Raw genomic sequence first — 17,507 nt, forward strand, 5'->3', positions numbered from 1 at the left:
CGACGGCTCCGGACAACGCCTCATGGCACTGACCGCCGAACCCGGCAGCCCCTCCCACGACGCGCTGCGCATCCTCGCCTCCTGGACCGCCGCGGAACCCAGCACCGACCGGAGCGAGGATGTGACCCGATGACCGCTTGGACAGCCGAGGACCAGGCCCTGCTCGCCGAGACCTACGCCCTCACCCTGACCGCCGGGGACGGCGGTCACGACGGCGTGGAGATCGGCATGGTGGTCGTCGACGGCGAACTCTACGTCCGCGCCTACCGGGGAGTCCGCTCCCGCTGGTACCAGGCGGCGCGGGACCGCGGCCACGGACGGATCCAGGTGGCCGGTGTCACCCGGGACGTCCTCCTCCATACCCGTGACCTGGATCTCTCCCCCGGGCTCGACGCCGCCTTCCGCGCCAAGTACGGCTCACTCGCCGACGCCCTCGTCACGAGTCCGCAGGCGCGGGCCGCGACGATCCGGATCGACCCGGCGCCCGTGCCGGATTCCGGCACGGCTCCGGCCCGCTGAGGGCGCGGCCCGCGTCCGGAACACGCGGTCGTCGCCACCGAGGGGCGGTCTCGCCACAGCCGCCCCGGCCCTCGGTGGCCGGACGCATCGGCGGCACCGCGCGGCCCTTCGGCCGCGCTCACCCTGCGGTGACGACGACCGGGCTCACAGGGCCAGTACCGCCTTGCCGGTGTTCTCGCCCGTGAAGAGCCCGAGCAGTGCCTGGGGGAACCGCTCGACGCCACCGGTGATCACATGGGTGCGTTCCTTCAGCCGTCCGGAACGCAGCCAGTCGGCGAGTTCGGCGCGGGCCTCGCCGTAGCGCGCCGCGTAGTCGAAGATGACGAAGCCGGTCATGGAGGCCCGGTTGACGAGCAGTTGCATGTAGTTCGCCGGTCCCCGGACACCCTGCTCGGAGTTGTACTGCGAAACGGCACCGCTGATGACCACCCGGGCGCCGTGGGCGAGCGTGGTGAGGACGTCGTCGAGGATGTCGCCGCCGACGTTGTCGAAGAACACGTCCACGCCGCCCGGCGCGAGGTCCCTCACCTGTGCCCGCACGTTCCCGGCCTTGTAGTCCACGGCCCCGTCGAAGCCGAGTTCCTCCACGAGGAAGCGGCACTTGTCGGGACCCCCCGCGATGCCGATCGCGCGGCACCCCTTGATCCGGGCGATCTGCCCGGTCAGCGCGCCGACGGAACCGGCCGCCGCGGAGACGACCACCGTCTGGCCGGGTTCGGGCCGGCCGATGTCGAGCAGACCGAAGTACGCGGTCAGTCCGCTGTAACCGAGCGCGCCGAGGTGGACCGGCGCCTCGCCCAGGGACAGGTCGACCGGGGCGACGCCCTTGCCGTCGCTGAGCGCGTACCGCTGGACGCCGAAGGTACCGCTCACCACCTCGCCCACGGGGTGTGCGGGGTGCCGGGACTCGACGACGCGGCCGATGCCGGCCGCGCGCATGACCTCGCCCAGGCCGACGGGGGGCACATAGCTGCGGCCCTCGTTCATCCAGGAGCGCATCGCCGGGTCGATGGAGAGGTAGTCGACCTGTACGAGGAACTCCCCCTCGCCCGGCCGCGGGGCCGGTTCCTCGGCGTACTGGAAGTCGGAGGCCGCGGGCAGGCCGACGGGGCGTGCCGCGAGGCGGTACTGGGTGTTGGTCCGGGTCATGCGTCCGTCCTTCTCGCTTGCGGTGCTGTGGTCGGGGGGCAGGGCATCGAGGGTCACTTCCCCGGCCGGACGGCCAGGCGGCCCCGGACCGCGCCGCGACGGATGCGGTCCAGGCCTTCGTTGAGGTCGGCGAACGGGATCTCCTCCACGACCGGTTCGATGCGGCCCTGGGCGATGAAGTCGAGCACCTGCCGGTACTCGTCCTTGCCGGCGCCGTACGAGCCACGCAGTTCCACGCTCTTGCGGACCAGGTTGCCGGTGGAGAAGCTCGTGGTCCTCGTGCCGAGCCCCACGACGACCACCCGGCCGCGGCGGCGTACGACGTCGACCGCTGCGGACGTGGTGGACCCCACGCCCGCGAAGTCGACGACGGCGTCGGGCCGCAGGTCGGCGAGTGCGGCGACGTCGGTGAAGCAGTCGCTCGCGCCCGCGGCGCGGGCCGCGTCGAAGGTGTCCGGGTTGATGTCCACACCGTAGACCGTGGCTCCCGCGAGCACTCCGGTGCGGACCCCGTTCAGGCCGAGGCCCCCCAGTCCGACGACGGCGATCACCTCCCCCGGCCTGGCGCGGGCCTCGGTGCGGACGGCGTGGTAGGCGGTGACGACCGAGTCCGTGGCGACGGCCGCGTGGACCGTGGAGACGCCGTCGGGTATGCGAACGAGGGTGGAGGCGTGGGCCGCCAGACGCTCCGCGTAGCCGCCGTCGACACCGATGCCCGGCGCGTAGTGGGCCTGGACCTCGGGGTGCGCGATGATCGCGACGGCGACGCGGTCGCCCACCTCGTACTCCCGCACGCCCTCGCCGAGGGCGGACACGGTGCCCGCGACCTCGTGGCCGAGGGTGAAGGGCGGGCGCCGGCTCAGCTCGATCGTGCCGTCGAGGGCATGGACGTCGGAGTGGCACAGACCGGCGGCCTCGACGTCCACCACCACCCAGCCGGCGTCCGGCACCGGGTCCGGCACGTCCGTCAAACGGAGGGGCGTGCCCTGGGACACGTATCGGAAGGCCTTCATCGACGAACTCCAAACCTCGGTCCGAGCGGACCGGCGCGGTGCGGCACCGCGCCGGTCCTCCTACATGAGGTGTACGGTCCGAAGGGCTCGGATGGTTCGTCCGGTCCGGCCCCGAGGAGTGCGGAGCGTATCACCGGGCCCGGACAGGGACCGAAGTGACCGTCCGTCCGATGGACGTCAACGGCGCCGGACCGGGTGCGGCCGTGGTGCGCAGCCCGACCGCGGTGCCGTGGTGCGCACCAGGGGGCGCGGGGACGCCACGCTGACTTAGGTCATGACCGCCGCGGCCCGTCCGGCGCACTCCGACGCCCGCCGCCGGTCCCCTCCCGCCGACCGTCAACTGACAGATGTGCGGGTTCTCTTCCGGGCGAAGAGTAGGAGCACGCAGGCTTCGTCCCACGGAGGGGAACTCCCGTCATGCACCGTGATCAGTCATTGAGGGCGCGTTCGACGCCCGAGCTCGTGCCTTCACTGGTCTTGGACCTCGACCAGATGCTCGATGAATTCACCCGGCTGCCCATTCAGGCGGAGTTCAGCTTCGATCCGGAGATGCCGGCGGTGATCACGGTCGAGTTCCTGGCGGAGCGCGGGCCGGGTCTCATCTGGCGGATCGGCCGTGAGCTGCTGCACCACGGTCTGACCGCGATGAGCGGGTCCGGCGATGTGCGGATGTGGCCGACGCTGCCCGGGGAGCAGCCGTCGTCCTGGCTGCTGCTGGAATCCCAGGAGGTGGAGGCTCTGTTCGAGGTTCCCACCTCGGCGCTGGCCGAGTGGCTGGAGGCCACGTACCGGGTCGCCTCGGCCGAGGTGGAGCTGGCGGGCCTGAACTGGGACGGGTTCCTGCGGGACCTGCTCGACGGACCGGCCGCGCCGTCCGTGTGACGGTGGTCCGGCTCGGCCGCGGCCACCGGAGGGGGCGCCCGTGGCGGTCAGCGGCGGGTGTGTGCCTCCGGGCACACATAGCTAGTATGAGCGGCCACAGACATACCGATGCGACCCTCACACCTGTCGCCACCTTGCGACCTACGGTGGAGCAAGGAGTATGAACGGGTGAGCACAGCTTCCATGACAGCCCCGGCCCAGGGGCGCACCCGGGCGTTCCTGCGCCTGGTGATGATCGAGCACTCCGTGTTCGCGCTGCCCTTCGCGTACATCGCCGCCCTCACCGCCATGTACGAGCGGGACCGCGCCGTCCAGTGGGTGACCCTGCTGCTGGTGACCGTGGCGATGGTGGCCCTGCGCACCTTCGCGATGGCCGCGAACCGGATCATCGACCGTGAGATCGACGCCCGCAACCCGCGCACCGCCGGCCGTGAGCTGGTGACCGGCGCCGTGTCGGTGCGCAACGCGCGGACCGGCGCGCTGATCGCCGCCGTGGTCTTCCTCGCCGCCGCGGCCCTGTTGAACCCCCTGTGCCTGGCGCTGGCACCCGTCGCCGTGGTGCCCATGGTGGTCTACCCCTACGCCAAGCGCTTCACGAACTTCCCGCAGGCGTTCCTCGCCCTGGCCCAGTCGATGGGGCCGATCGGAGCCTGGCTGGCCGTGACCGGGGCCTGGAGTTGGGACGCGGTGATCCTCGGCGGCGCGGTGGGTGTGTGGATCGGCGGCTTCGACCTCATCTACGCCTGCCAGGACGTCGACACCGACCGCGCGATCGGTGTGAAGTCGGTGCCGGCGCGATTCGGCGTCCCGGCCGCCGTCTGGGGGGCGCGGGCCTGCCACACCATCACGACGGCCCTGTTCGTCTGGTACGCCCTCGCCACCCACGGGGGCCCGCTGCTGTGGCTGGGTCTGCTCGTCGTGGCCGGGGCCTTCGGCTATGAGCACACCCTGGTCCGCCCGCACGACCTGTCCCGCCTCAAGCGCGCCTTCTTCCAGGTGAACGGCTTCATCGGCATCGCCCTGTTCGTGTGCGCGCTGCTCGACCTGCTGGTGCGGGGCCTCTCCCTCGGCTGAGCCGGAGCGCTGCCCCGCGCGGAAGCCGTACCGGTCGGGCGACGGCGCCCGTCGCCGCCCTGAGCCACGCCACCCGCGAAGGCGCCGCGCTCGGGGCGGCGGTCTCAGTCGCTGTCGCCCCGGCGAGCGGCAGCGGCCAGGGCCCGGAACTCGTCCCAGCGCACCTTGGGCCGTGGCAGCGCGCGCCGTTCGAGATAGCGCTCGGTGGCCCGCTTCGTACGGCGCAGCACGCCCAGGGCGTCACTGGCGCGCCCGGAGCCCATCGGTTCCACGACCTTCTCCGGAACCAGCAGCAGTCGGTCACCGGCCGTCTCCAGCCGGCCGCGGACCAGCGCGTTGTGCATGTTGTTCATCGACTCGTCGTGGCGGTGCACCAGCAGCGAGGCGGGTCCGGGGACCGCGGCGCACTCGGCGGGCACGTCCATGACGTAGCCGCCGTCGGTGGGCGCCGGCCGGGTACGGGCGAGGACGGGTGCTCCGGACGCGTCGCGGGCCGCCAGCACCGCGCTGGCGTACCGGGACAACTGCTCGGCGCCCGGCAGCGGGCTCGGGCCGGCGTCCTGCGGCCCGGACACGGTGAACGGCGGCCTGACGACGACCTGCTCGGGCGTCACCGTGATGAGCAGGCGCAGGTAGTACCAGTCCATCGTCCACCGCGCGGGGGCGGAGACGTACGACCGGCTGTGCGGCTGCCGTTCGAAGAGCATCCGCCAGTAGTCCTCGGCGCCGTCGGGGCCCGTCATGATCTCGTCGGGGCATTCCGCCCTGCCGCCTACGAAGATCTGCGGCGCGTCGGTGAGACCGCTGCCCGTGGGGTCGGAGAAGAGCAGGCCGACGCGTCCGTCGCGGCGGATGTTCAGTGCCTTCTGCGCGAAGGCGAGTGAGGTGGTCAGCAACAGGGTGCCGTTGTCGTTCCGGCGTACGGCCGTCGGCCAGGCGGCCGGGGTGCCGTCGCGTCCGAGGGTGGCGAACTCGCAGGTCCGGTAGGCGTCCAGGACGTCCAGAGGGGCTTCGTCGAGAGGTGTCACGGTTCTTCTCTCCGGTGAGCAGGCGTGGCAGACGGCGGTACGGCATCACCCGGGGCCGTCGAGCGGAAGCGCCGCCTCCCGTTCACCAGGAGACACGTGTTCATGACTGTGGTGGGCAACTGCCGCTCGTCAGGTGTTCGTTCGGCACCCAGGGCCGCCCGCTGCGGGCAGGCTATCAGTGTGAACCCCGTGCGAGGCACGTGCGTGTTCGGCAGTCGGCCCGTTCGTCCGCACCACGGCGACGCCGGGCATCGCCGTGAGTGTCATCACCCCCGCCGGCGCGTGAACTCCGTGTCGTCCCGCACACGTCATCGCGGTGTGAGAACCAGAACCCCCGCCGACAGGCGGCCTTCACCCGAGGCGAACGACCCGATGCGCCGGCACAGACCCGGCCGGAGCGCGCTCACGGCCGCCGGCGCCGTGAGCGCGCTCGCCCTCGGACTCCTCGGCCCACCGGCCGCCGCGGCGACGGCGCCCCCGCAGGAGACGGCGGCGGCGCGGACCGCCCCCACGACGGCCTGGCAGAACAACGCCTTCCAGGTGGACCGCGCCGCCGTGGTCCACCGCTCCGACATCGTGCTCGGGCGGGCCGGCACCGACCCCGCCCAGTCCATGCCACTGGGCAACGGCACACTGGGGGCGGCGGTGTGGGCCGCGGACGGCCTCACCGCCCAACTCAACCGCGGCGACACCTTCCCCGACCGCAAGTCCCCCGGCCGGGTGACCATCCCGGGTCTGAAGACCCTCACCGAGGCCGACGACTTCTCCGCCCGCCTGAACCTGTACGACGGCGTGCTCACCGAGTCCGGCGGCGGCATGACGGCGACCGTCTACACCCGGGCCGACCGCGACGAGCTCGTCGTCGACGTCACCGGCGCCGACCCGGACAGCACCCAGACGGTGCGCGGCGACCTGTGGGACGGGCGCTCGCCGTCCACCACCGCCGACGGCCCGGTCGCCACCCTCGCCGAGACGTGGAAGGACGACGGCACCGGCGGCACCGGCGACACGTACGGCACGCTGCTCGGCCTCACGGCCGGCGGACGAAACGTCACCTCGTCGGTGACCGACGGGGACACCGTGCAGGTCGCGTTCAACCCTGCGGCCGACGGCTCGTTCCGGGTCGTGGTCGCCGCCCCGCACTGGGCCGGCGGCGACGCGGGCGCGACGGCGACGGCGTATCTGGGCAGCGACGCCACCGCCTCCTCCACCGGCCTGGAGGCCGCGCACACCGCCTGGTGGCACGGCTTCTGGGACCGTGCCGGCACGATGAAGATCGAGTCGGCCGACGGGACCGGCTCCTACGTCGAGAACCTGCGGACGGTCTTCCTCTACCAGTCGGCCGCCAGCAACCGGGGCTCGCTGCCCGGCACCCAGGCCGGTGTCGCGGACCTGTTCTCCTTCACCCGCGACGAGCACGACTGGGCCCCACGCGACTACTGGTGGTGGAACCTGCGCATGCAGGCCGCCGCCAACCTCACCTCGGGCGTCTCCGACCTCAACACACCGTTCTACGACCTCTACACGTCGAACCTGGCGAACATCGAGGCCTGGACGAAGGACCACATGCCGGGGCACACCGGCGCCTGCGTCCCCGAGACGATGCGGTTCAACGGCAACGGCTACTTCGACGCCGGCACCGGCAACGCCTCCTGCGAGGCGAGTGAGACGTCGTACAACGCGCAGACCGTCTCCACCGGCGCGGAGGTGTCGCTGGCGCTGTGGCAGCAGTACCGCACCAGCGGTGACCTGGCATTCCTGCGGGAGAGCTACCCGCTGATGAAGTCCAGCGCGCAGTTCCTGCTGTCGTACGCCACGACCGGGAGCGACGGCCTGCTGCACACCAGGGCCAACGCGCACGAGACCCAGTGGAACGTCGGCGACCCGGTCACGGACGTCGCGGCCATGCAGGCGCTGTTCCCGGTGGTCGCCGCCGCGGCCAAGGCGCTCGGTATCGACACCGACTTCCAGGCGCAACTGACGGCCGCGCAGGCGAAGTCGCCGCCGCTGCCGCGTACGGACGCCGCCACCCACACCCAGGTGCTCACCCCCTCGGCGGACTCCTCCGGCGAGGACGTCATCGCGCTGTCGGCCGAGCCGGCTGCCGAGACGCACAACTCCGAGAACCTGGACCTGGAGGCGGTGTGGCCCTACGGTCTGATCGGTGACACCGGTGCGCTGCACGACCTCGCGCAGCGCACCTACGACAACCGCCGCTGGCCCGATGACGCCAACTGGAGCTTCGACGCGCTCCAGGCGGCCCGCCTCGGCGACGCCGGCGCGGTGAAGGCGGGCCTGCTGTTCAACGTCACCCATCAGCTCTACCCGTCCGGTCTGACCAGCAACAACAACGTGCAGACCGGCCGGGAGCCGTACAGCGAGACCAACGGGGTGATCGCCGCCGCGGTCAACGAGGCGTTGGTGCAGGACTACGACGACGTGCTGCGGATCGCCCCGGCTCTCCCCTCCGACTGGGATGTCGACGGCACGGTGTCGGTGCACGACAACGCCAAGGTGGATGTGCAGACCCGGGGCGGTGTCCCGGTCACCGTGGCCCTGGAGGCCGGCTCGACCGCCTCCTTCGTCACCCGCAACCCGTGGCCCGGCGAGTCGGCCGGTGTCGTGGACGCGGCGGACGGGTCGACGGTCGTGGCGTTCTCCACGGCCGCGCAGTTCACCCTCCGCGCCAAGGCCGGGCACGCCTATCTGATCGAGCGCCAGTCGGCGCCGGTCACCTCGCTGCCGTTCGAGAGGATCGGCGGCGAGCCCGCCGAACTGCCCAGGCATCTGGGCAGGACGCGGATCGGGCTGGACTTCCCCGCGTCCCCCGCTCCGGCCGGTCCGGTCGGAGCGCTCACCGCCGTCGGCGGGACGTGCCTCGGCCACGCCTTCGGACTGGCCACCGGTACGGCGGTGCAGACCGGCACCTGTGACGGCGGCGCCTCGCAGGTGTGGATAGCGGGCAGGGACGGCTCGCTGTGGGTGCAGGGCAAGTGTGTGATGCCCGCCGCGAAGAGCGGTGCCTCCGGTACCGCGCTGGTGCTGGCGGCCTGCGACGGCTCCACCGCACAGCAGTGGACGGCTGCCGCGGACCGCGGCCTGGTCAACCGGGCGTCCGGGCTGTGCGCCGAGGTCAAGGGCTCCTCGACCGCCGACGGCACACCCGTGGTCACCGCGGCCTGCGCGACCGCCACCACCGGGCAGAAGTTCGGCCTGCCGACCACTCCGGCGGGGCCGCAGGGGCACCTCACCGGCATCGCGGGCATGTGTGCCGACAGTGACGGCGGCCGTCAGACGCCGGACACCCAGCTGGTACTGAACACCTGCGGGTCGGCCGACTCGCAGCAGTGGAAGGCCGCCGCCGACGGCACGCTCAGGCTGTTCGACTCGCGGTGCATGACACCCGAGGGCGGCGGCACGGCCGACAACGGCACCCCGGTGGTCCTGGAGATCTGCGACGCCTCCGCCGCGCAGCAGTGGCACGCGGGTGCCGACGGCGGTCTGGTCAACGACCTGTCCGGCAAGTGCCTGGACGTCAAGGACACCTCCTCCGCGGTGGGCGCGGTGCTGTGGCTGTGGACCTGCGGTCCGGTGACCCCGGGCAAGGTGTGGCGGCTGCCCGTCGGCGGTCCGAGCGGGCGCATCTCCGGGTACGGCGGCACATGCGCCGACCTGGCCGGGTCCGGTTCCACCAGCGCCGCGGGCACCCAGGTACAGCTGGGCACCTGCGGCACGGGTGCCTCGCAGAAGTGGACGGTCAACACCGACGGCACGGTGAGCGTGCTCGGGATGTGCATGGCCGTGAAGGGCGGCGCGACCGCCAACGGCACCCGGGTGGTGCTGGCGGCCTGCGACGCGTCCTCCCCCGACCAGCAGTGGACGTGGGCCGCCAACCGTGGCCTGGTCGCGAAGAGGTCGGGCTCCTGCCTCGACGCCACCGGCCCCAGCTCCGCCACCGGCACCCCCTTGCAGATCTGGGCCTGCGCGGTCTCCGACAACCAGCGCTGGCAGCTCCCCGCCGGTGTGCCCACCGGTCACCTCACCGGCATCGGCGGCAAGTGCGTCGACCTCGCCGGGTCGGGTGCCACCAACGCCGCCGCCACCGCGCTCCAGCTGAACACCTGCGGTACGGGTGTCTCCCAGGACTGGTCGGTGGCCGGTGACGGCAGTGTGCAGATCCTCGGCAGCTGTGTCGGTGTCGCGAACAACGCCACCGCCAGCGGTACCGCGGTGACGCTCCAGGTGTGCAACGGAAGCAGCGGGCAGAAGTGGCGGACGGGCGCCAACAGCAGCCTGGTCAACACGCTGTCCGGCCGCTGCCTGGACGCCACCGGCGCGAGCTCCGCCAACGGCACCAGGTTGCAGATCTGGACGTGCGGCGGCTCCGAGCAGCAGAAGTGGAACCTGCCGGCGGCGACTTCGGCAACCACCGTTTCCGCCTCCCCGGAGCGGACCTGATGGCCAGCCACACATGTGCGGGTGACCGGATCTGTACTCCCCTGCACATGTTTGAATATGCAAGGATCTGCTCAGTCGGCCGCGTTTCGACCGAATGGGAGCGCCATTGCCGCTACCGGCTTCGGCGCACGACGAAAGGGCGGATTGCATGTCCACCACCAGGATGCAGGTGAAGCTTCGTAGCACTGCCGCTGCCGCGGCCATGGCGGCGGCCCTGATCGGCCTCGGTGCCGGGGCGGCGAACGCCGCCGGCTGGCCTCCGCTTCAGGAGGGCGCCTATCTCTACTCGGGCACCACCGGGACGGGAACCGTGACGGTGGTCGACCTCGGCGACTTCGGGACGTGCCACACGCTGTCCCAGGCGGTGCAGTCGATCCAGATCGTCAACGGCTCGGCGTCCGTGAAGCTGTACCCCTCGGCCGACTGCGGCGGCGCCACGGCATGGAGCAGCGGCTCGCTGACCCAGACCGACCTTCCCAGTCCGATGCTGAGCTACCGGGTGGTCTCCGCGTAGCGGAAACCGCCCAGTGCCCGGGCCGACGCCTTCGACGGCGTAGGCCCGGGCATTTGTGTTCTCTCGCGCCGGAGCTCCGCTTCGCCGGACGGCGACCGCGCCCATGACTTAGGTGAACCGGGGACCGCCCATGCTGCCGGGACCGGCAGTCAAACGACGGTCGCCCGTCGGCGGGCCGCGGGACGAGACTGAGAAACGTCCCGTTGATACGCATGTTGGACGAGACGCCCCATGTGCAGGCGTCTTGCGCGGTCTTGCGTGCCTTGTTCGGGATGCCTTACTCGCACAGAGTCACCTCATTCACCGATCACACGGATAGAGGACACACATGGTGAGCACATGGCTGATCACGGGCGCGTCCCGGGGGTTCGGACGCGCACTGGCGGAAGCGGTTCTGGCGGCCGGTGACCGGCTGGTGGCGACGGCACGACGTCCGGAGCAGCTCGCGGACCTGGTCTCCCGCTACGGCGACCAGGTGCGCGCGGTGGCCCTCGACGTCACCGACACCGTCGCCGCCCGGGACGCGGTGCGGACGGCCGTCGACGCCTTCGGCGGTCTGGACGTGGTGGTGAACAACGCCGGGTACGCCAACAGCGCCCCCATCGAGGAGATGGCGGAGGACGACTTCCGCGCCCAGTTCGAGGCGAACTTCTTCGGGGTCGTCAACGTCACCCGGGCCGCCCTTCCGGTGCTGCGCGCGCAGCGCTCGGGCACGTTCGTGCAGTTCTCCTCGCTGGGCGGCCGGGTCGGCGGCACCCCGGGCATGGGCGCCTACCAGAGCGCGAAGTTCGCCGTGGAGGGCTTCTCCGAGGTCCTGGCGGGCGAGGTCGCCCCGTTCGGGGTGAAGGTCGTCATCGTGGAACCGGGCGCCTTCCGCACCGACTGGCAGGGCTCGTCGATGGAACTGCACGCCGTGGGGCCCGACTACGAGGAGACGGTCGGCGCCATGAACAGGTACCGGGCGGAGAACAGCGGTAACCAGCCCGGCGACCCGGTCCGTGCCGCCAAGGTCCTCATCGACGTCGTACGCGATGACGACCCGCCGCGCCGGCTCCTGCTCGGCGCCCAGGCCGTGACCATGGCCCTGGAAGCGGGTGAGGCCCGCGCCACGGAGACCCGGAAGTGGGCCGCGGCCAGCCGCGCGGCGGACTTCCCGGCCGGGGAGTAGGCACACCGGACGGGACGCGCACCCGTCGTCCCGGACGTCTCCCCCTCCCCCTCTCCCCGCTTTCCCTTCCCTGCCTCCCCCACGACACCCTGTTCACCGGAACCAAGGAGATCACCTCATGTCTCGCAAGACCTGGCTCATCACCGGCGCGTCCAGCGGTCTCGGCAAGGCCCTGGCCGAACATGTGCTGGCCCACGGCGACCAGGTGGTGGCGACCGCCAGCTCGACGCAGGCCACCACCGAACTGGCCGCGCGCTATCCGGAGACCGCGCTGGCGGCCAAACTCGACGTCACCGAACCCGCCGACCGCGAAGCCGCGGTACGTGCCGCCGAGGAGCGCTTCGGCGGCATCGACATCCTCGTCAACAACGCCGCCATCGACTTCGTCGGTGCCCTTGAGGAGCAGGAGGAGAGCGACTACCGCCGGCTGTTCGAGGTCAACTTCTTCGGCGCGGTCGCCCTCACCCGGGCGGTCCTGCCCGGGATGCGCGGCCGGCGCAACGGCACCATCGTCAACGTCTCCTCCATGGACGGCCTGGCGAGCCTGCCCGCCAACGGCTACTACTCCGCGAGCAAGTTCGCGCTGGAGGGTTTCACGGAGGCCCTGTGGCAGGAGATCGGGCCCATCGGCCTGCACGCGATGATCATTCAGCCGGGTTCGTTCCGCACCGGCATCGAGAACCGGACGAAGGTGTCCGGCGAGGGCATCGAGGACTACGCCGCCACCGCCGGAGCCTTCCGCGCCATGATGGGCAGCCTCACGCCGGAGATGTTCCCCGGTGACCCCGAGCGCGCCGCCGAGGCGATCTACGAGTCCGTCAACGCGCCGCAGCCGGCCCACTGGGTCGTCCTGGGCAGCGACGCCCAGCGGCGCATCGGCGTGAAGCTCGACCAGCTGCGGGCCGAGTTCGAGGCCGGCCGCGAGCTGGCCTTCAGCACGGACTTCCCGGGTGCCGCCGACAACGCGGTGCTCTGACCTCTGCGAAGGGCATGCTGCCTCCCGGGCCGACGCCGGCGGAGTTCCACTCCCCGGGCGTGCGGTGCCGGGGGGGGCCGCTTCGCCGGGCTGTCGGCCACGGTGCCGATCAGGGCTCAGTAGAAGTCGTCGCCCGGGCAGAGGGTCAACAGCCGCACGGTCTCCACGTACAGCCAGGCCAGGGTCAACGTGACTCCGAACGCGGCGGTCCAGGAGTGGTCGCGGGAAGTGCCGTGGACGATGCCGTTCTCGACCTGCCTGAGGTGCAACGCCAGGAAGACCGTCCCGAGGATCACCCCCACCACGGCCATCACGACGCCGAGTCCGAACGGACGCAGCCCGATCCCCCGCGCGCCCAGGGGATCGAGGAGGAGCCAGTCCGTGCACGCCAGGAGGGCCGCCGCCAGCAGCGCGGCACCGGTGAAGCCGGGGAACCGGCGGTGTGCCCGCAACCAGTGCAGGGCGTGGGCGAGGAGGACACCGGCACCGGCCGCCATCGTGCCCAGCACGGTCTGCACGAAGACGCCCGGCGAGAGGTGGCTGGAAGCCGTCGTCGAGAGCACCCCGAGGAACACACCCTGGAGCGCCGCGAACGTCAGGGTCCGGACCGGGGAGGGCAGGTTCCTGCGGCGCTGGACGAGTACCAGTGCCGCGGCGAGCAGTCCGGCGCCGCCGGCGATGCCGTACGACGCCGCCGCACCGGCCGGGACGAGCGGAAGCAGCGCCCACGACAGGACGGCCATGAGGGACGTGACCCCGAGCCCTGCCGCCGCCCGTGACAGGACGCCGTCCATCGTCATCAGGTCACCGACGACGAGCGGCGGCGGCGCGGGGTCGTGCGAGGGGGCCGCTTCCAGGTCCGTACCGGCTCCGATCCGGTCCCGTGCCGCGGGAATCCCGGCACGCGGGTCCCGGACCGCCGTCTTCTGCCCGCCCCGGCGCCCGAACTGCGGCCGGGACAGGATCGGATTGCTGCTCTTCAACGAACACTGCCGCACGATCGGTGTCACGCCAGTTCCTCTGCTCCGCGTCGGACGTACCGCCGTCCGGGGCAGCCCCACCAGCGCCGGGGCCGGCTGCCGGACTCGTCGGCTGACCGCGGCCTGCCCCTGGGGGCGAACGCCGCGCATCACTCACGTGACGGTGGGACACCGGGTGTGTCCGGGACCCCGACGGGCGGTCACGGCAACTCGAATCCCAGCACCTCGGCGGCCGTCTCGGCAGTGGGCTGCGACCAGTGCGCCGCGACCGCCTCGTCGGTCGACAGCGACCGCGGTTCGGCCACGTCCAGGTAGAGCGTGCCGTTCAGGTGGTCGGTCTCGTGCTGCACGATGCGGGCGGCCCAGCCGGTGAACACCTCGTCGACGGCCTGGCCGCGCTCGTCCTGCCCGCGCAACCGCACCCGGGCGTACCGGGCCGTCACCGCCTGCCAGCCCGGGACGCTCAAGCATCCCTCGAAGAAGGCGGCCCTGGCCTCGCCCTCGGGCTCGTACACGGGATTGACCAGCACCCGGAAGGGCAGCGGAGCGCGGTCCCGCGCCTGGAGCGCTTCCTTCCGCCCGCGTGCCTGGTCCTCGATCACGGCGATGCTCAGCGGGACGCCGACCTGGGGCGCGGCCAGTCCGACGCCCGGAGCCGCGTGCATCGTCTCGCGCAGCGCGGCCACGAACCGGTCGAGCAGCGCGTCGTCGAGCTGGCCGTCGTACGGTTCGGCGATCCGGCGCAGCACCGGGTCGCCCGCGGCGACGATGGGCAACGGGCCGCCGTGCTGGAGGAGTTCCTCCACCTGCCGGGTGAGGAGGGCGGGTGTCGGCTGCGGAGAGGACATGGTTCTGCTTCCCGGGTAGGCGCGAGGACAGGTGCGTTGTACACGTGTCCGGATCGTCTTCCACACGTATGCGAGGGGGCCACCGGTTCACCCGGCCGGGCACGGCTCCGGTCGGCCACGGCGGTTTTCGGCCGCCGAACCCGCCGCCTCGCCGCGGAGCGGCCCCCGGGTGCAGGTGCACCGCCTCCACCCGGGGAACGCTCCGTCACCGCCGGGATCAGGCGGGGAGGACGTTGTGGTTGAAGCGGAAGACGTTGGTCGGGTCGTACTGCTTCTTCACCGCGGTGAGCCGCTCGAACCGCTCCGGCCCGTACACCTCGCGCACTCCCTCGGCGTCGGTCGCCTCGTCCGGGGAGAGGAAGTTCACCATGTTCCGCCCCGCCGCCCAGGGGCTCAGCCCGTCGATCACCTTCGCGAGGCCGGCCCGCAGCGCCTCCTCCTGGCCCGGTGCCCCCACCGCGAAACCGAAGACGACGTACGGCAGACCACGGCTCGACACCGCGTTGGGGACGGCCGGCTCCCGGTCGAAGGCACCGCCGAGCGCCCGGATCTCGACGCTCGCCAGCGTGCACCCCGACTCCGGGCCGACCAGTTCCACCAGCGCCCGTTCCGTTTCCTCGGAGAACTCCTCGAGGCAGGCACTGCGGTCGCAGTAGGGCATCGGGTCGACCGGGTCAATGTGGATCTCGCCGATGGCGGAGAACGGCTTCTCCCCCACCAGGTCGATCAGCGCCGGTGCCGCCGCGCGCAGCGGCGCGATCAGGTCGGCGCCGTCGGCGGCCGATCCCAGGTAGCCGATCCGCAGGCTGACGACGAAGGCACCGCGGAGCGGCTCGGGCAGCACCGGGAGGTCGGGCAGCCGCTGGACGGCCACGGAGGAGGTCATGTCCTCCCCCACCGTGGGCAGCCAGGCGCGCCAGGCGCCGAGCACCTCGGCCAGGTGCTCGCCGGGGAAGTAGATGCAGCCGCCGTAGAAGCGGGTGACCGGGAACACCTCGAACTCGATCTCGGTCACCACACCGAAGTTGCCCTTGCCGCCGAGCACGGCCCAGAACAGGTCGGGTTCGGTCCGCGGGGTCACCTCGCGCAGTTCTCCGTCCGCGGTGACCATGGTCAGCCGGCGGACGTGGTCGGCCGCGTAGCCAAGGCTCCGCCCCAGCAGCGGGCTCTGGCCGCCGCCCAGGGTGTAGCCGACGACGCCGACGCCGGGGGCGGAGCCCACGAGGGGGGCCAGGCCGAACTCGGCGGTGCGCGGCAGCACGTCGTTCCACCGGACACCCGCCTCGACCCGCACGAGGCGTTCCTGCGCGTCGACGACGATGCCCCGCATCCGCCGCGTCGTGATCAGCAGGCCGCCCTCGGCCGACGAGACCACCTGGTGAGCCGCGGACTTCACCGCGACGGGCAGGCCGTGCCGCACGGCGAACCGGACCGCGGCACGCACGTCGGAGGCGTCGGTCGCCCCGACCACCACGGCCGGACGGAGGGCGCAGAGCAGGTTGAACGTGGCGCACTCCTCCTCGTACCCCTCGGCTCCCGGCTCCAGGACGGGACCGCGCACGGACTCACGCAGGTCCGCCAGGTCCTCCGGCCGGAAATTGACACTCGCCACGCTGATCACAACCTCACTGCACACATACGGAGCGCCCCGTCGGCCATCCGTGCCCGAACGCGCGGGACGCACAGGGACACACCCTGACGTCACTGGAACGAGTCGGACACACCTGACCGTTCACTCCGGCGGGGCCGTCTCACATACTGGCGGATCCGGCCCTGGTCACCGCGGGGCACGGTGGTACATGAACACGTGTGCCGCGTGCGGATGCCGGCCCGTCTGCCGCGCCGAGGCCGCCGGCGTCCCCGTGTCGTCCGTGTCTAGGCGGCCCGTTCGCCGGTTCGGCGGGTGTTGGTCAGGACGACGTTGTCGAGTTGCTCGCCCCGTGCGTAGCGGTGCAGCTGGCGGCGCAGGAAGTCCGTGCTCATCGGGGAGAAGGCGTCGCCGGACCCGGCATCGGGAGTGATGAGGGCACCGGGCAGCTGCCGCAGGGGATGACCGGGCGGCAGCGGCTGCGGGTCGCTTACGTCGAGTGCGACGCGCAGCCGCCCCGCCCGCACCTGCCGCACGAGCGCCTGCGTGTCCATCGGGTCGTCCGGGGCGACGTGCACGAGCAGCGCACCGTCCTTCAGCAGCTCCAGCGTGTTCGCCCCCCATATGCCGCCCGGCTGGTCGGTGAGCGACGCACACACCACGACCGCGTCCGCCGTGGGCAGCAGCACGGGAAGGTCCTGCGCCCCGTACACCCGCCCCGCCGGGGTGGTGCGGGCCGTACGGGCCACCACGACCGTCTCACAGCGGAACGCGCCGAGCCGGGCGGCGACGTCCGCGCCGACGGCGCCGTAGCCGATGACCAGGACGCGCTTGCCGACCAGAGTGGTGTACGGCTGTGGCCGCCCCTCCCCCGGGGACGGGTGGCCCGCGCACCGGTCGAGTCCCCGGCACAGGGCCCGCAGCAGCGTGACCGCGCGCTCGGCGGTGGCCACGCGGCGCACCTCGCAGCCGGTGGCCAGCCGGGTGCCGGCCGGCATCGTGTCCAGCAGCGGCATCACGTGGTCGTAGCCGGAGCCGAGCAGCTGGAGCATCTCCAGGTTGCGCATCCCCGGCAGGACACGACCCAGGACGTGTTCGGCGCCGGGCACCGGCGGGCCGACGAGGAAGCGGACCTCGGCCGGGTCCCCGGGCAGCGGACCCGTTCCGTCCCAGTACCCGTAGGAGAGCCCTTCGGGCAGGCCCGGGATCCGGTTTCTCCGGTACGGGAGCCACACCGTCGCGCCGTCCTTCATCGCTGCCTCAGTTTCTTCCCGCGTGATCGTTTCGTTCAGTTGAGTGGACGTATGCCC

General features: G+C 72.1%; 14 protein-coding genes and 1 pseudogene. 8 read left to right on the forward strand and 7 right to left on the reverse strand.

The features are described from left to right. Together IE294_RS39040 and IE294_RS39045 are read left to right on the forward strand one after the other, a co-directional pair. Window positions 1-133 (forward strand): annotated as a pseudogene (locus IE294_RS39040) (transcriptional regulator); the annotation flags it as partial. Further along, entirely contained in the window at window positions 130-519 is a 390-nt protein-coding gene (locus IE294_RS39045; protein WP_189894132.1) for a DUF2255 family protein, read from the forward strand. The pseudogene IE294_RS39040 and the gene IE294_RS39045, both read left to right, overlap by 4 nt. Window positions 520-663: 144 nt before the next feature. Here IE294_RS39045 and IE294_RS39050 read toward each other — a convergent pair whose 3' ends face one another. Together IE294_RS39050 and IE294_RS39055 are read right to left on the reverse strand one after the other, a co-directional pair. Further along, window positions 664-1,668: an NADP-dependent oxidoreductase gene (locus IE294_RS39050; protein ID WP_189894133.1), complete on the reverse strand. Its 1,005-nt coding sequence runs from the start codon at window positions 1,666-1,668 to the stop codon at window positions 664-666. Between the two features lie 53 nt (window positions 1,669-1,721). After that, a complete protein-coding gene (locus IE294_RS39055; protein WP_189894134.1) occupies window positions 1,722-2,681 on the reverse strand; it encodes a zinc-binding dehydrogenase in 960 nt (319 codons plus the stop codon). Window positions 2,682-3,143: 462 nt separating this feature from the next. Between IE294_RS39055 and IE294_RS39060 the strand changes: the two genes are divergently transcribed. Beyond that, a complete protein-coding gene (locus tag IE294_RS39060) occupies window positions 3,144-3,563 on the forward strand; it encodes an SsgA family sporulation/cell division regulator (RefSeq protein WP_373315926.1) in 420 nt (139 codons plus the stop codon). Window positions 3,564-3,746: 183 nt separating this feature from the next. Next, a complete protein-coding gene (gene mqnP, locus IE294_RS39065; protein WP_373315929.1) occupies window positions 3,747-4,637 on the forward strand; it encodes a menaquinone biosynthesis prenyltransferase MqnP in 891 nt (296 codons plus the stop codon). Window positions 4,638-4,741: 104 nt separating this feature from the next. Here the strand turns inward: mqnP and IE294_RS39070 are convergent, their stop codons facing one another. Further along, window positions 4,742-5,665 carry a pyridoxamine 5'-phosphate oxidase family protein gene (locus IE294_RS39070; RefSeq protein WP_189894137.1) on the reverse strand — a complete coding sequence of 308 codons (924 nt, stop codon included), beginning with the start codon at window positions 5,663-5,665 and terminating at the stop codon, window positions 4,742-4,744. A gap of 372 nt (window positions 5,666-6,037) precedes the next feature. Between IE294_RS39070 and IE294_RS39075 the strand changes: the two genes are divergently transcribed. The 4 genes from IE294_RS39075 to IE294_RS39090 all read left to right on the forward strand — a co-directional run bounded on the left by IE294_RS39075 (window position 6,038) and on the right by IE294_RS39090 (window position 12,781). Next, the gene (locus tag IE294_RS39075) at window positions 6,038-10,123 is read left to right on the forward strand and encodes a ricin-type beta-trefoil lectin domain protein (RefSeq protein ID WP_189894138.1); all 4,086 of its coding nucleotides are present in this window, start codon (window positions 6,038-6,040) and stop codon (window positions 10,121-10,123) included. 163 nt (window positions 10,124-10,286) lie between these two features. After that, window positions 10,287-10,637: a hypothetical protein gene (locus IE294_RS39080; RefSeq protein ID WP_229917782.1), complete on the forward strand. Its 351-nt coding sequence runs from the start codon at window positions 10,287-10,289 to the stop codon at window positions 10,635-10,637. 328 nt (window positions 10,638-10,965) lie between these two features. After that, window positions 10,966-11,805 carry an oxidoreductase gene (locus IE294_RS39085; protein ID WP_189820253.1) on the forward strand — a complete coding sequence of 280 codons (840 nt, stop codon included), beginning with the start codon at window positions 10,966-10,968 and terminating at the stop codon, window positions 11,803-11,805. A 118-nt stretch (window positions 11,806-11,923) separates the two neighbouring features. Further along, entirely contained in the window at window positions 11,924-12,781 is an 858-nt protein-coding gene (locus IE294_RS39090; RefSeq protein WP_189894140.1) for an SDR family NAD(P)-dependent oxidoreductase, read from the forward strand. 116 nt (window positions 12,782-12,897) lie between these two features. Here the strand turns inward: IE294_RS39090 and IE294_RS39095 are convergent, their stop codons facing one another. The 4 genes from IE294_RS39095 to IE294_RS39110 form a co-directional block, all read right to left on the reverse strand. Further along, window positions 12,898-13,791 carry a Bax inhibitor-1/YccA family membrane protein gene (locus IE294_RS39095; protein ID WP_189894141.1) on the reverse strand — a complete coding sequence of 298 codons (894 nt, stop codon included), beginning with the start codon at window positions 13,789-13,791 and terminating at the stop codon, window positions 12,898-12,900. A 170-nt stretch (window positions 13,792-13,961) separates the two neighbouring features. Further along, complete coding sequence (locus tag IE294_RS39100; protein WP_189894142.1) at window positions 13,962-14,609, reverse strand: peptide deformylase; 648 nt, start codon at window positions 14,607-14,609, stop codon at window positions 13,962-13,964. Window positions 14,610-14,826: 217 nt separating this feature from the next. Beyond that, the gene (locus IE294_RS39105; RefSeq protein ID WP_229917777.1) at window positions 14,827-16,221 is read right to left on the reverse strand and encodes an FAD-binding oxidoreductase; all 1,395 of its coding nucleotides are present in this window, start codon (window positions 16,219-16,221) and stop codon (window positions 14,827-14,829) included. A 263-nt stretch (window positions 16,222-16,484) separates the two neighbouring features. Further along, window positions 16,485-17,450, reverse strand: a complete 966-nt coding sequence (locus IE294_RS39110; RefSeq protein ID WP_189894144.1) for an NAD(P)-dependent oxidoreductase — start codon at window positions 17,448-17,450, stop codon at window positions 16,485-16,487. Window positions 17,451-17,507 lie beyond the last annotated feature (57 nt).

The organism is Streptomyces canarius (genome assembly GCF_014650735.1).
GTDB lineage: Bacteria > Actinomycetota > Actinomycetes > Streptomycetales > Streptomycetaceae > Streptomyces > Streptomyces olivaceoviridis.